Origin of the sequence: Ferrimonas sediminicola (assembly GCF_005116715.1) — a bacterium.
Lineage (GTDB): Bacteria > Pseudomonadota > Gammaproteobacteria > Enterobacterales > Shewanellaceae > Ferrimonas > Ferrimonas sediminicola.
Genome location: NZ_SWCI01000009.1, coordinates 22,115 through 37,049, shown reverse-complemented (window position 1 = coordinate 37,049; position 14,935 = coordinate 22,115). Strand labels below are relative to the sequence as shown.

Here is a 14,935-nt window from a genome sequence, read left to right as displayed (position 1 = left end):
GATGGACAGAAGAAGCTTTATCACTCGCGCCGGCATCGTCACCGCCGCCGCGGCCACAGGCACTGCCTGCAGCTCCACCCCCAAGGATGGCGAGCCCGCCCCCCTGACCGTGGCCAAGAGCAACGCCCGCTTTGGTAACCCGCTGCCCACCGAGGCGCAGTTGGGGAGCGACGGCAAGCTGCACAAGACCCCGGGCATCCGCACCATGTACACCCGCTGCTTCACCTGCAACAACATGTGTGGCCTGCGGGTGCGCATCGACGAAGCCAACGACAAGGTGCTCAAGGTCGCCGGCAACCCCTACTGCGAGATGAACTCCGGCTCTCCCCTGCCCCTGAGCATGCCGGTCCGCGACAGTTACGCCGCCCTGGCGGGCAACGCCGGACTGGAAAACCGCGCCACCACCTGTGGCAAGGGCGCCAGTGGCGTGGGCTGTGTGGACGATCCCCGCCGTGTCACCCAGGTACTCAAGCGTGTGGGCAAGCGTGGCGAAGGCAAGTGGAAGAGCATCAGCTATGAGCAGGCCCTGACCGAGATCCTCGAGGGGGGCGACCTGTTCGGAGAAGGCCAGGTGGACGGCCTCAAGGCGATCCGCCAGTTGGACAAGCCGGCCGTGCCCGGGTACCCCGAGTTTGGCTCCGCCGCCAACCGCCTGCTGGCCACCTTCGGCGAAGAGGACACCCTGCGTGGCAGCCTCTACGCCCGCTTCATGCGCCAAGCCTACGGAACCGTCAACCTGGTGACCAAGCACGCCTACTGTGGCGCCCCCACCGGCATCGGCTACGGCCTCGGCCTGGCCCCCGGCCTGGAACCCGGCCTGGGCGACATCGACTGGGACAACGTCGAGTACGCCATGTTCCTGGGGACCGCCCCCGGCTCCTCAGGCGCCAGCCTCAACCTGCTGGGTCGCAGCCTGGCCGATGCCCGAGTGGAACGTAGCCTCAAATACACCAGCGTCGATCCCCTGCTGCGCACCGAGGTGGCCAACGACACCCGCGCCCAGTGGCTGCCGATCCGCCCCGGTCGCGACGCCGCCTTTATGATGGCGATGATGCAGGTGATCTTCGCCGAGAACTGGTTTGACGCCGACTTCCTGGCGCTCCCCAACGCCGATGCCGCCAAGGCTGCCGGTGAAGTGAACCACAGCAACGCCAGCCACCTGGTGGTCACCGACGCCAACCACAAAGACCACACCCTGTTTGCCAAGGCCGCCGACTTCGGTGTCGGCGGCGACGAAGCCGTGGTGGTGGAGAACGGCAAACTCGTCTCCGCCAACCAGGCGAAGAAAGCCGAGCTGTTGGTCGATGGTCTGTTTACCGACGCCAACGGCAACCAGGTCCAGTTGACCTCCTCCCTGGCCCTGCTGAAAGCCCAGGCCAACCGGGCGCCTCTGGCCGAACTGTCCGCCGATTGCGGCATCCAGCAGTCCCAGATCAAGCAAGCCGCCAAAGACCTGACTCACCATGGCCGCAAGGCCACCGTGGTGACCAACTCCGGTGCCAACAGTGGCGACGCCATCATGGTTGGCTGGCTGGTCTCCACCATGAACACCCTGATCGGCTCCCACGATGCCAAGGGCGGAACCGTCTACCCCAATGGCGCCTACTGGGGCTTCGAAGGCAACTACAACCTGGGCGGCTTTGACGGTGAGCTGGATGTGAGCGGCGACATCAACATCTGCCGCTCCGGTGCCTATGAGGACTCCACCGAGTACAAGCAGAAGCTGGCCAAGGGTGAGAACCCTTACCCCGCCAGCGACATGTGGCACAACCTGGTGGCCGGCTACGCCTCCTTCAACGCCGCCGAGGCGCTGACCGCCCACACCAACGCCAACCCCTACACCGCCAAGGCCCTGTTCAACTGGCGCAGCAATGCCCTGTACAGCGCCGCCTCCATCAGCAACGATGTGGAGAAGGCGCTGGTGGACACCGACAGTCTGCCGCTGTTTGTCGCCATCGACTGCTACATGAACGAAACCAACCGCTACGCCGACTATTTCATCCCCGACCGGGTGATGTACGAAGAGTACGCCGCCGACCGTATGTGGGGGGCGTTTAAGCTGGGCGTGGTGGCCGGTGCACCTCTGGTGACCCCGCGTACCCCCAAGAACGCCAAGGGCCAGCATATCTGCATGGAGCAGTTCATGATCGACCTGGCCATGGCGATGGATCTGCCCGGCTTCGGTAAGGGTGCCATCCCCGCCGCCGACGGCCGTAAAGTGGACCTGCTGACCTTCGAAGACTGGCACTCCCGCTACCTGGCCAACATCGCCGCGCAGTGCAGCAAGCTGCCTGCGGTCAGCGATGAGGACCGCGAGTGGGCGGCCCTGGAGTACTCCATGGCGCCTCTGCGTCCCCGCCTGACCGACGAGGAAGCGGCCAAGGTGGAAGCCCTGCTCTCCCGCGGTGGCTACTATGAGGAAGCCGAGAAATACGACGGCGACTTCATCAATGGCGGCGGCGGCAAGTTCCTGCAGATCTACAACGCCGACATGGCCCAGCTGCGCCATTGCCACTCGGGTGAGCGTTACCCTGGCGTACCCTCCTACGAGCCCAAACGCTTCTGGAACGGTGACACCTGGGAGCAGCACTGGCCTGAGGAGCAGTTCCCTCTGCTGTTCTCCAACTACAAGCCGACCCTGCGCTCCAACTACTCCGCCGCGTTCGATCGCTGCGCCGAGCTGACTCCGCAGAACTTTGTGTACATGCACATCGACACCGCCGCCGAGATGGGGCTGACCGATGGTGACAAGGTTCGGGTGGTGTCTGGCAACGGTACGCCCGCCGAGGGCGTGCTGCAGGCGGACTCCGGCGTAGCCAAAGGCTCGGTGTGTGTGTCCCACTGCTTCGGCCACAAGCAGGGCTACGGTGCAGACACCCGTGAGATCGATGGCAAACTGATCGAAGGCATCGCCCGCCGTGGCGGCGGTACCGCGGTCAATCAGATGATCCCCGCCGATCCGACCCGTCCCGGCAAAGTGGCCATGCTCAATGACTACTACGCCGGCACCAACTGCCGTCAAGGCATCCCGGTACGAGTGGAAAAGGCGTAAGGCGGATTCGTCTTTGCTAGGACCAAGGCCTTCTAGGAAAGTCTACTGACCTGCAGCCCCGCCAATAGGCGGGGCTCTTTTTTAAGCCTATAAAGCGAAGGGGAACCAATCGGCCCCCCTTTCTAACGACCTCAGCAATTGACATTACAGTCGATAGGTCAGGCTGAGGCTGACGTTTCGCTCCTCACCAGGCATACCGCCGAGGAACATCGCCTTCTCGTAATAGGTCTCGTCGAACAGGTTGTCCAGGTTCGCCTGCAGCTTCCAGTCACCGGCATCATAGGCGATGGCCGCATCCACCTTGGTGTAGGCCGGCACATGACCGTCAGGGATACCGAATGCGCTGGAGTGGGTGCTACGCTCATCCACGTAGGCGGCGCCCAGGCTCAGACTCAGGGGCTGGTTCAGGTTGAACCACTGGGCATCGTAGGTCACCCAGGCACTGGCGGTTACCTTTGGCACCCCCTTCTGGGGTAGGTCGTAGTCGCTGCGGTTGGGGTCCTTCTTGTCCCGGGCATCCTGGTACATGGCGTTGATGTTCAGCTTCCACTGCTCATTCAGGTGAGCGTTCATGTCCAGCTCCACCCCCTTGGTCTGCTCCTCACCGTCATACAGGTACTTGGGTACCTCGGGACCGGTCACCCCCTCTTCGTACAGAGGGTTAGTGAAACGCAGGTTGGTACGGGAGCTTTCGAACACCACCAGGGACGCCAGAAGCTGATCGTCGAAGCCTTTAAAGCGGATGCCGAAGTCATTGCTGATGGACTCGGAGTCCTTGCGGTCGGTGTCATCACCGGCAATGCTGCCCAGGATGCTATAGGCGGTGCGCCCCTTGGAGTGGTTGATGAACAACGACAGGTTGTCGGTCGGCATATAGGTCGCACCCAGGTTGTAGGTCACGCCGCTGTCCTTGGTGTCCTCTTCCGGAGTGAGCTGGGCCCGGCTGGCACTGTAGCGTGGGTCCACACCGAAATGCTCATAGCTCTGCTCAATCTCGTTGAAGGCCAAGCCGATGCGGGTGGTCAGGCCCCAGTCCAGGTAGGCCACATGCTGAATGCCCACGCCCCAGGCGCTGACGGTCTTGTTGTAGTTGGCCGTCATCAGGGGGTCGTAGTCTTCGAAGCTGCCATCGCCCCAATTGGGATTGCGCAAATCATAGATGTAGGGCAGTTGGCCCTGGTAGATCACCTCCCCATCGGAGTTCTTGATCACCTTGTCGGCGTCATAGATGGAGTACTGCTTGAAGCGAATATCCCGGTCTTCGTAGTTGGCGTTGACCAGCAGCTCGTTGTCGATGTCGCTCAGGCTGAAGTCATAACGCAGGTCGGCGAAGTACTGCCAGGAGGACTCATCCGCCTCCACCTTGCGGTACTCCTGACGTCGGGCCGCATAGGGGTAGAGTACCCCGTCCTCCACCAGGGGCGCTCGAGGATCGGCGTTGATGGTGCCGCGGCGATTCCAGTAGACGTAGTTGTAGGCGCCGGTCTGACGGGCAAAGCCACTGTCGTAGTTGCGATACTGCAGTTGCTGGTTGAGGAACAGCTCCGGAGTGAAGTGGATGTTGTGGGTCAGCTTGAACCTGAGCTCCTCCCCTTCGTTGTCCCTGGCCATAGGGGAGATCAGATTGGAGTCCCCCAGATCGACAGGTTCCAGGCCGTCTCCTGAGGCCAGGGAATCGGCCAGTTGCTGACGCTGCTGGTCGGTCAGTTGCAGGCCAACGCCGTTAGGGTCGTTGATGAGATCCTCCCAGGTCACCTCGTCCGCCAGTGTGCCGCCGGTGGACTCGGCGCTGTAGATGCGGATCGGGTGGCCGATGGAGTCCACGGCGATGGCATCCTTGATGTAGGCCACGGAGAACAGCAGGTCCTGATCGTCGCTCAGCAAGCCTTTCAAAGAGGCATACACTTCATCGCGATCGGTGCCCACACCACGATAGCCATCACTGCGAGCGCTCTTGGCCACCAGACGATAGGCGGTGTTGTCACTGAGGGCGGCGGTGCTGTCCAGGGCCAGGGAGTAGGTGTCCCACTGGCCAATTTCGCCGGTAAACTCGTGGCTGGACTCGAACTGAGGCTTTTTCTCAATCAGGTTGATCACCCCACCGGCGCTGCCCATACCATAGAGGCCGGTGGCTGGCCCCTTGAGTACCTCGATGGATTCCACGTTGGTCATGGAGCGGGTGGGGTTGAAGGTGTTGCCCAGACCGGCACCGCCGTACATGCCATCATAGGTATAGTTGGCACCCAGGCCACGGATCACCAGGTTGTCACCGATGCCGTAGTTATTGCCCGCCTGAGTCAGGCCGCTGATGTTGCGCACCAGATCCTGCAGCTTGTCGGCTCCCTGGGTCTGGATCAGTTCCCTGTCGATCACCACCACCGCCGCCGGGGTTTCCATCAGGGACATGTCGGACTTGGTGGCCAGACCGGAGTTCATCACCACCTGATTTTGACGACCATAGACGGTAATGGTCTCAGGGTGTGACTCCACGTTCTCGTCAGCGGATTGCGCCACCTGGGGCATCAGGGTTGCCGTGCAAGCCATGGCCAACAGGGAGTAACGAAACTGCATCTTTGTAAACCTCTGCAAAAAACAAGAGGCAATGATAATCAATTTCATTCGCATTTCAATGCGGTACTCTGCTGAGCGGCTTAAGTTAAACCACTTCCCGCAGTGGCAGTGAAAAATCCGGTATTTTTTCACCTATTTCTGTTGCTTTGGCGAGTGCCTCTTTGCCTGGATGTTACGGATGGCCAGCAATGGCTGTTGCACCCACGAGCTTTTTAATCGAATCTGACATGCCACTTAAGATTTGCTGACATTCACCAGGGGTTTCTACCCTACCAGGTCACAATACTCAGGCCACATGGGCACCATCTTTCTCAGCATTCCCTTCTCTGTTAACGGGTTCTCTCTAAGGAAACTGCGCGTTCACCGGCACAGGCCGTCATAACCACTGACAACCGTTCAGGCAACCACCGGACTCACACCCTGGTCACATTCAGCGCCGCCGCTTTACATCAGCAACAACCCTCGCCCATTGACCAACATCCCACTTTGGCCTGAATGGTCGACACTGGGGTCTTCAAGTGATCGACTGGAATTTCGAGATCACACAACGGCGATCTGGCTGGCACAGATCATTGTCTGCCGATGGCGGCAGGCATAGGATGAAACCATCCAGCGAAAGCAGCAACGAGGCGCTTATGGACAGGCCAAACCCTTCTTTTCTCCCGGGGACCGCTCATGATTGAGCGCTTCTCTCCCTCCAGAGACGGCTTCCTGCGGGGACACGGGCTGGTGGTCACCAGTGTTTTCCTGCTCACTACCATCCTGTCCATCAGCCTCACCGGACAGATGGCGGGAGGCCTGTTCGTCGCCGGCGTCATCAGCGTGTTCTTCCAGGTCCGAGACAAGGGCAATCATGCCGTCGAAGTAGATCCTCACACCCTCTCCGGCATGATGGGCGAACTGGGAGACAGTCCAGAGCGGGGACGCATTGCCCTGGCGCTGGAGGAGATCGACCTGTCGCGCTCCCGCCACCGGACCTGGCTGGACACGCTGTGCTTCAGCTATCGGGTGCACACCCACAGCGGCCGCAGCGTGGTGGTCAGCGGTACCCTGTTCGGGCTCACCGAAGCGCCCAGAATCCACCGGCAGATTCTCGACCTGGTCGACAGGCTGCAATCAGGCCAGGGTGGCGAACGCTCATTCATGGCCTGATCTCTCACTGATGGCGCCCACGACCATCGCTCCCCTGGCCGGATTTTTCCGAACCGGGTTCTGAGATTGATTTGAAGGGGCAGTCACAAAAAAGTAATATGCTGACCGGCGAAACTGGCTCTTAGGAGTCATAGAGATCCTGGGAAAAATGGATTTGACCACAGGAGTGTTCGCTTTATGGTCCGGTAGCCAATCCGGCTGAGGCCGATGAATCAAGGAAAGATGCGATGACAGAACAACAACCCAAATATCCCCTGCCCATTTCCAGCATCCCCATAGGATGCTTCTCACCCCGCAGCGGCAACGCTGAGCAAATTTTGCCTATCCATCACCCAACCCTGATTTGTTTGTCCTGACGTACAGCTCCACAGAAGAGCCGTAGGAGATATACTATGAAACGGATTCTTACCACCGCATTTCTGATCACCAGCCTGCCGGTGATGGCCCAACCCCAACCCGTCACCCCTGTGGGCACCTGGTGCCAATCCAATGACTACGGCGTCAGCTGCTTCCAATACCTGACCTACCAGGCTGACGGCACCCTGCTGACCCAGGGCCAATACACCGAGATGGGCATGGGCTTCGAGGGTGACGCCACCTGGAGCCAGCAGGGCAACCAGGCCTGCATCAGCGAAACCCGCATCGACACCTATAAGCTGGGAAGCGGCACCTGGGTTGGCGAAGCCTACATTCCCGCCCGCTGTGACACCGTATTGACCATTGACGCCGATCATTTCCGCTATCGAAAGCCCAATGGCGAGCTCGAGCAGCTGTTCCGGGTGGACCCGGATGCCCCTAAGCAGCTGGAGTTGACCGCCGGCGGCCACTGACCCCGCTGCTGAGGAACAAATTTCGAGAACTCGTCCACTCCTTCTGGTCTTAACTGATCGAAATCAAGATAATATGAACAATTTGAAATTAGTATGTTCCTGCTAAGCCGGGGAGAAAACTATGGGCACCGAACGCATCACCGTATCATTGGACAGCGATCTGCTGGGCGAACTGGATCAGCTGGCAGAGGATGGCGGTTACCGAAATCGCAGTGAGCTGTTCCGGGACATGATTCGGGAGAAGCGCAAAGACAAACTGCTGGAGGCCGACCCCTATACCCCCTGCATCGCCACCCTGAGCTATGTGTTTGATACCCGAAAACGGACCCTGGCCACCCGGCTGATGGAAAACCTCCACCAATACAGTCATATTGTCCGCTCCACCATGCTGGTCTGCCTGGACGAGCATTTCCGCATGGAGTCCATTGCCCTGGAGGGCAACGCCCAGAATCTCCAGGAGTTCGCCAACGTCCAGCTCAGTGAAAGCGGCGTACTCAATGGCTGCCTGCACCTGGTCCCTCTGGTGGCGGACGAAACCATCTGAGCGCGACCGGCGGCCGAGGGCACCGCAGAGGTCACAAACTCCGTCCCTTCGGTTGACTGCGAATTGTTATCATTTAAAATCTGTAGCGCACCCTCGAGGAGTTACAGATGGACAAGCACGCCAAAAAGCAACTCAAACGTCAGGCCAAAGCGCTGAAGAGGTCACTCAAACGCTCCCTGAAGGAGGCCGGCAAGGCCGCCAGGAAGCACCAGCTGGAACCGGTCGCACTGGACAAGAAGCGGCTGAAATCGATGACCGATCAGCTGGTAGCCCAGGCACTGGAACTGCCACCTGCCCAGGCCAGGGTGATCAGCCTGCGCCCCATGAACCAGGATCCCATGGCCTTTGCCCGCCGGCCCTTTAAAAAGTCCCCCTGCAAGCGTTGCCCGGCCCTACAGGGTGGTCTGTGCGCCTGCGCCATCAAGAAGCAGAAGCGAGCCGCTTAGGTCAGCTTCGATTCGCCCCACTTCGGGGTCCAAAGTGCGATGGGCCCCTGCAGCCTCCCCTCGGCATCCAGCTTGAGCCTGGCCATGGCCGCCGTAGGGAACTTGTTCAGTTCCGTGGTCAACCAGCGCCCCAGCAACTGCTCCATCGCCGGGTTGTGTCCCACCCAGACCTGAGTCCCTCCCCGGCCCAAAAATCGTTCCAACTGGGCGTAAAGCTCCTCAGCACTGGCACCGTAGAGCTCCGGCAGCACCAACAGCTGTGCCGACGGATAGGCCTGAGACACCGCCTCTGCGGTCAGCCTGGCCCGGCAGGCATCACTGCTGACGATCAGATCCAGCTCTTGCAGCCAATGGCCCAGTTGGGCCACCAGCTTAGGAAGAGCCCTCCTGCCCCGGGGGCTGAGCTCGCGCTGCCAATCACCGTCCACGGGCGACGCCCAACTGGACTTGGCATGACGTAGCAGTATCAGTTCCATCTTGCCTCCATTGTCTGTGGAAATATCTAAAGCCTCTCAGACAAATTTTGGGCCTATGGAGCGATTTTCACTGTATTTTCTTAAAAGCTATTGCCATTTCAGGAAATTTTTTTATTTTAACCAAATGCAAATGCGAATTTTTGTGCCACACTGTTGACGGCACATACTATTCGGTGCCGTGTTGATGAAGGAAAGGAGAGGATATGAAGTCCAAATTGTTACTGGCGGCCACCGCCGCTTCCGCACTGATGCTGGCGGGTTGTGCCAATAACGCCGAGCTGGAAGCCCAGATCAGCGCACTGTCCAACAAGGTGGAGAATCTGACCAGCGACCAGGCTCGCCAGGATAAAGAGATCACTGCCGCCAAACGCGCCGCCGCCAACGCTCAACGTGCAGCCGACGATGCCGCTGCCGAAGCGATGCGTGCCAACCAGCGCATTGACAACATCGCCGAGTCCTACCGTAAGTAAGGCCGGGCGTGGGCTGGCTAGGGCCAGCCCACCACTTTCGGCACCCCACTCTGCTCCGCCAGTGCCTCGGTCACCCACTCCTGGTTGACGTGGTTCTGCTCCATCATCCTCAGCTGTTCCAGCGAAAACGTCAGGGACTGCTTCTGACCGTCTTTTGAGGTCAGCGGCGAATGCACCTCCAGCATCACCTCCCCCTGGGCTCCTGTCGCCACCTTGATCGGCTGATTGATCACCCTGACCTGCTCTCCCCGCTTCACCAGGGCGAACAACTCCTCGATGTCGTCGGGCCACAGGCGAATGCAGCCGGCACTGACCCGCAGGCCAACACCGAAATCCTTGTTGGTGCCATGAATCAGGTACTGGCCCTGGTCGAAGCCCAGCCTCAGGGCAAACTGTCCCAAGGGGTTGTTCGGGCCGGCGGCCACCACCTGGGGCAGCTCGATCCCCTGGGCCAGGTACTCTGCCCGGGTGGAGGCCGTCGGGGTCCAGGTGGGGTTGGGGGTTTTCTGGGTCACCCTGGTGACGCCCAGCGGCGTGTCGTTACCGATGCGGCCAATGCCGATGGGGTAGACATGCACCTGTTGGTCATCGAAGTGATAGAGCCTGAGCTCCGCCAGGTTGATGACCACCCCTTGGCGGGGCGCATCGGGCAGCAACATGTAGGTGGGCAGCTTCAGCTTGGTGCCCGGAGCCGGCAGGAAGGGGTCCACGCCGGGGTTAAGCTCCATCAGGGCGATGAGGCCCACCCCATACTTCTCAGCAATAGGGGCCAGATGCTCTCCAGGCGCCACCGTATGGCCCTGCGGCGTTCCAACCAGCCGGACCCCTTCCGGAGGCAACGGATAGCTGACAGCCGATACCTGAGCCGCACCCAGCGACAGTGACATAACCAAACCCTGTATCCAGCCCTTCACTCCGTCTCCTCGACAAAAAAGCCCGCGCTCTGCGGGCTTTTATACAACAAGCTGGCGCGTTAGGCGACCACTTCCGCCGACTCACGCTTCTCCAGGCGCACGGCACACACTTTGAACTCAGGGATCTTGGCATGGGGATCCAACGCCGGATTGGTCAACCGGTTGGCGGGCGCCTCCTCGAAGTGGAAGGCGGTAAACACCACGCCCGGCTGAATCCGCTTGGTGACAAAGGCATTAAGCTCGATCTCACCCCGACGGGTGGTCAGCCGGATAGGGTCGCCGTTACCTATGCCAAGGCGCTCCGCATCGGCCACCGAGATCATCGCCGTGGGACCGGCCAGATCATTCAGCCCCTGGGTCTTGCGGGTCATGGTGCCGGTATGGAACTGCTCCAGCAAACGGCCGGTAGTCAGCACCAGAGGGTACTCCTCGTCAGGCAGCTCGGCGGCGTACCTGAACGGAATCGGTTCCATGAAGGCACGCTCACCGATGGCAAAGGTGTCCACATGCATCACCGGCATGCCGTCGCACTTGTCGTCGACACAGGGCCACTGAATGCCGCTGGTGCCAACACGGTCCCAGCGGATGCCGGCGTACTGAGGCACTGCCAGGTTGATCTCGTTGCAGATGGCCCGCTCATCTTTGTAGCGCCAATTGGCCCCCAGGGCCTGGGCCAGCAACTGCAGGATCTGCCAGTCGCTGCGGGCCTCGCCCGGCGCGGTCACCGCCGGGTTGAGCCGCTGAACCCGGCGCTCGGTGTTGGTGAAGTGACCGCTCTTCTCCGCAAAGGCGAAGGCGGGCAGCACCACATCGGCCATCCTGGCGGTTTCGGTCATGAAGATGTCCTGAACCACCAGCAGGTCCAGGGCCTTCAGCGCCTTGATCACATGGTGCTGATCCGGGTCGGAGAGCACCGGGTTCTCCCCCATCACGTAGAGGCCGTCAACCCGGTCATCCAGGATGGCATCCATCACCTCGGTGACCGTCAGGCCGCTGTTGCCGGACAGGTCGGTGTGCCACAACGCCTCGAACTTCTCCCGCACCAGCGGGTCTTCCGGATTCTGATACCCGGGCAGGTAGTTGGGCAGCGCCCCCATGTCACAGGCGCCCTGCACGTTGGACTGGCCCCGCAGCGGGTTGATGCCGGCCCCCTCCACGCCGATGTTGCCGCACAGCAGCTGCAGGTTGGCAATGGCCCGGACATTGTCGTGGCCGGTGGTGTGCTGAGTGATGCCCATGGCGTAGTACACCGCCGTCTTGTCGGCGGTGCCGATGAGTCGGGCCATCTCCCTCAGCTGGTCTGCCGGCACGCCGGTGACCGCCGCCACCTGCTCCGGCTGGTAGTCGGGCTTCATCACCTCGGCTTTAAACGCCTCGAACCCCTCGGTACGGCGGGCCACGTAGGCGTCATCCTGCCAGCCGTTGACCAGGATCTCCCGGGCGATGCCGTTGAGCAGCATCACGTCGGTGCCGGGACGGTGGCAGGCATACAACTGAGCATGATCCGCCAGGCCGATGCGTTTGGGATCCGCCACCATCAGGCGGGCGCCGTAGTGGCGAACCGCCTGCTTGATGTGGGAGGCGATCACCGGGTGCGCCGCCGTGGTATCGGAGCCGATAACGAAGATCAGGTCCGACTTCTTGATGGAGGGGATGTCGTTGGTCATGGCGCCGCTGCCCACCGCCGCACGCAGACCACTGACGGTGGTCGAGTGACACAGGCGGGCGCAGTGGTCGATGTTGTTGGTGCCGATCACGCTGCGGAACAGCTTCTGGAACAGGAAGTTATCCTCGTTGGTCGCCTTGGCGGAGGCGAAACCGGCCATGGCGTCGCCGCCCTTGGCCTTGATGATGGTCTCGATCTTGGCGGCGATAAAGGCGATGGCGTTGTTCCAACTGGTGGGCACCAGCTCACCATCCTGACGGATCAGCGGTTGGGTCAGGCGCTCGGCGGACCCGATGAAATCGAAGCCGAAGCGGCCCTTCACACAGAGCATCCCCTCGTTCACCGGCGAACCCTCGACGCCGGTGACCTTGACGATCCTGTTCTGCTGTTCATCCACATGCAGGCGCACGCCACAACCGACGCCGCAATAGGTGCAGATGGTGTCCACCGTCTTGAGCTCGAGGGTGCGACCCTGGCTGCGGTCGCGGGCGTCAGTCAGGGCGCCGACCGGGCAGGCCTGGATACAGGCACCACACTGGCTGCAGTTGGAGTTGGCCATCAGCTCACCGTCGTTGAAACAGACGCGCTGGTGCGGGGCCCGATTGTCGAAGCCGAGCACCCCGTGGACGCCGCGCTCGTTACAGGCCACCACGCACTGGCCGCAACTGATGCAGCGATTAGGATCAAAGTTGATAAAGGGAGCACTGGAATCGATGCGTTTCTGCTGCGCCTTGGAGTAATCCAGATCCTCGTCGCTGATGCGATACTCGGTGGCATAGTCTCGCAGGCCGCACTGGGTGTTAACCTGACAGCCGCACTCCAGGCAACGGGCGGCTTCGGCGATCGCCTTGTCCACGTCGAAGCCCAGCTCCACCTCGTCGAAGCTGTCCCGGCGCTCCTGGGGCGGAATCTCCGGCATCAGCAGACGTCCCTGCTTGGGCCAGTGATCCAGGAAGCGGGCTTCCACCTCCTTCAGACTCTTGGCCTTGCGGGCGTTGAACTGGGCCTTGGGCGGCACCACCAGCCCCTGCTGCAGGAAGGCATCAATGGCAACGGCGGCCCTCTTACCATCGCCAATCGCCTCGACGGCGGTGGCCGGCCCCAGGCGGAAATCACCGATGGCAAACAGGTTGGCCATGCCGGTGTGCATGGTGGCCGGATCGGCGTCGGCGGTGGTCCAGCGGGTCAGCGGCAGGGACTCCCCCTTAAGCTGACTGGCTTCAGAAGCCAGCAGTTCGGCATCGGGCTTCTGGGACACCGCGGCAATCACGGTATCAAACTCCATCCAGCGGAACTCGCCGGTGGACTCGGGGCGGCGACGACCTGAGGCGTCCGGCTCGCCCAGCTTCAGGGTTTCCACCTTCACCTTGCAGACCCGGCCATGCTCATCGGCCTGGTTCTCTACCGGCAGGGAAAGGAACTCGAAGTCGACCCCTTCGACCTCGGCCTCGTGAATCTCGTAATCTTCGGCGGGCATGTCTGCCTTGGTACGGCGATAGAGGATGCTGACCTTGGCCCCCTGGCGCAGGGCGGTGCGGGCACAGTCGATGGCGGTGTTACCGCCACCGATCACCGCCACACGCTTGCCGACGGGCACATCCTTGCCCAGGGCGAACTCCTTCAGGTAGTCAACCCCCAACATGCACCCCTTCAGGTCGGAACCGGTGTAGTCCATGGCCACCGCCTTCTGGGCCCCTATGGCCAGACAAACGGCATCATATTCCTGGCTCAGCTGGTCCAGGGTGAAGTCGCGGCCCAGGGATTGGTTCAGCCTGATCTCCATGCCGGCCCGGCACATCAGCTCGATCTCCTGATCGAGGGTGGCCTTGGGAAGGCGGTACTCCGGAATGCCGTAGCGCAGCCAGCCGCCCGCCTTGGGCATCGCCTCAAACACCACCGCCTCATAGCCGTTGTGGCTGAGGAAATAGCCGGCGGACAGGCCGGCGGGACCGCCACCGATGATCGCCACCCTCTTGCCCTTTTTGGGGGCGATGGGCGCCAGGTACTGCTGGTCGTTGAGATCCAGATCGGCGGCGTGACGTTTAAGCTGGCGGATCGCCAGCGGCTCATCCACCAGGGTGCGGCGACAGGCGCTTTCGCAGAATGCGGGGCAGACCCGGCCGATGGAGAGCGGCATCGGCAGGGTGTCCTTGATGGTATTGACCGCCTTGGTGTGATCCCCCTGGGCGATGTCATACAGGTATCCCTGGATATCCACATCCGCAGGACAGGCCACCTTGCAGGGCGCTTCACAGTCGGCGGTGTGGTCGGACAAAATGCGTTTCAGGGCCGCCCGGCGGGTTTCGGTCAGTACCTCGCTCTGGGTCTGTACCCGGATCTCCTTGGTGACCGAGTAGCGGCAGCTCAGGGTCACCTCACCGTCCACCTCTACGGCACAGAGGCCGCACGCCTGCTGGCCTTCGCCGTTATGGCCACCGCACAGAGAGGGCACCTCAAAGCCGGCGGCCCGGCAGGCCTCCAGCAGATTGGCGGACTCCTCAAGTTCAACTTCTTGATTGTTAATGGAGATCTTTATCATTTTTTGCTCTTCTCTGGCCGGTGTCAGCCGCACCGGCCTACTACTACAGAGGTAATTGTCAGGAAAGGGTCAGCTGAACTCCATTCCTGATCGATCAGGCTATCAACCCCCCAGCCTGGTTTGAAGAAACCCTGAGTGCATCCGTGATCTCAGTCATAAAGACTGCAAGAGGTAAGACCAATCTGGCCGTGATGACTTGGATTCAGGAAACGGCGGGAGTGAGAGAACAAAGATTTTCACCAAACCCCTATAGATTATAGGGAGATCACGCCAAT

General features: G+C 61.1%; 10 protein-coding genes. 6 read left to right on the top strand and 4 right to left on the bottom strand.

The window, feature by feature from the left end:
• The first annotated feature begins 1 nt into the window (after position 1).
• Positions 2-3,052: a molybdopterin-dependent oxidoreductase gene (locus FCL40_RS13535; RefSeq protein WP_136853840.1), complete on the top strand. Its 3,051-nt coding sequence runs from the start codon at positions 2-4 to the stop codon at positions 3,050-3,052.
• A 144-nt stretch (positions 3,053-3,196) separates the two neighbouring features.
• Here FCL40_RS13535 and FCL40_RS13530 read toward each other — a convergent pair whose 3' ends face one another.
• Positions 3,197-5,623 carry a TonB-dependent receptor gene (locus FCL40_RS13530; protein WP_136853839.1) on the bottom strand — a complete coding sequence of 809 codons (2,427 nt, stop codon included), beginning with the start codon at positions 5,621-5,623 and terminating at the stop codon, positions 3,197-3,199.
• Between the two features lie 675 nt (positions 5,624-6,298).
• Between FCL40_RS13530 and FCL40_RS13525 the strand changes: the two genes are divergently transcribed.
• From FCL40_RS13525 to FCL40_RS13510, 4 genes are all read left to right on the top strand, one after another.
• The gene (locus FCL40_RS13525; protein ID WP_136853838.1) at positions 6,299-6,775 is read left to right on the top strand and encodes a hypothetical protein; all 477 of its coding nucleotides are present in this window, start codon (positions 6,299-6,301) and stop codon (positions 6,773-6,775) included.
• 392 nt (positions 6,776-7,167) lie between these two features.
• On the top strand, positions 7,168-7,605 hold the full coding sequence (locus tag FCL40_RS13520; RefSeq protein WP_136853837.1) for a hypothetical protein: 438 nt from the start codon (positions 7,168-7,170) through the stop codon (positions 7,603-7,605).
• A 121-nt stretch (positions 7,606-7,726) separates the two neighbouring features.
• Positions 7,727-8,149, top strand: coding sequence for a nickel-responsive transcriptional regulator NikR (gene nikR / locus FCL40_RS13515; RefSeq protein WP_136853836.1), 423 nt, complete (start codon positions 7,727-7,729; stop codon positions 8,147-8,149).
• Between the two features lie 107 nt (positions 8,150-8,256).
• A complete protein-coding gene (locus tag FCL40_RS13510; RefSeq protein WP_136853835.1) occupies positions 8,257-8,595 on the top strand; it encodes a hypothetical protein in 339 nt (112 codons plus the stop codon).
• On the opposite strand, the gene FCL40_RS13505 is transcribed toward FCL40_RS13510, so the two are convergent.
• Positions 8,592-9,071, bottom strand: coding sequence for a SixA phosphatase family protein (locus FCL40_RS13505; protein WP_136853834.1), 480 nt, complete (start codon positions 9,069-9,071; stop codon positions 8,592-8,594). The two genes, FCL40_RS13510 and FCL40_RS13505, sit on opposite strands and share 4 nt — an antisense overlap.
• A gap of 203 nt (positions 9,072-9,274) precedes the next feature.
• On the opposite strand from FCL40_RS13505, the gene FCL40_RS13500 reads away from it, so the two are divergent.
• Positions 9,275-9,541, top strand: coding sequence for an Lpp/OprI family alanine-zipper lipoprotein (locus FCL40_RS13500; RefSeq protein ID WP_136853833.1), 267 nt, complete (start codon positions 9,275-9,277; stop codon positions 9,539-9,541).
• A 17-nt stretch (positions 9,542-9,558) separates the two neighbouring features.
• On the opposite strand, the gene FCL40_RS13495 is transcribed toward FCL40_RS13500, so the two are convergent.
• Both FCL40_RS13495 and fdhF read right to left on the bottom strand, forming a co-directional pair.
• Complete coding sequence (locus tag FCL40_RS13495; RefSeq protein WP_136853832.1) at positions 9,559-10,428, bottom strand: L,D-transpeptidase family protein; 870 nt, start codon at positions 10,426-10,428, stop codon at positions 9,559-9,561.
• 86 nt (positions 10,429-10,514) lie between these two features.
• On the bottom strand, positions 10,515-14,660 hold the full coding sequence (gene fdhF, locus FCL40_RS13490; RefSeq protein WP_136853831.1) for a formate dehydrogenase subunit alpha: 4,146 nt from the start codon (positions 14,658-14,660) through the stop codon (positions 10,515-10,517).
• Positions 14,661-14,935: the final 275 nt, after the last annotated feature.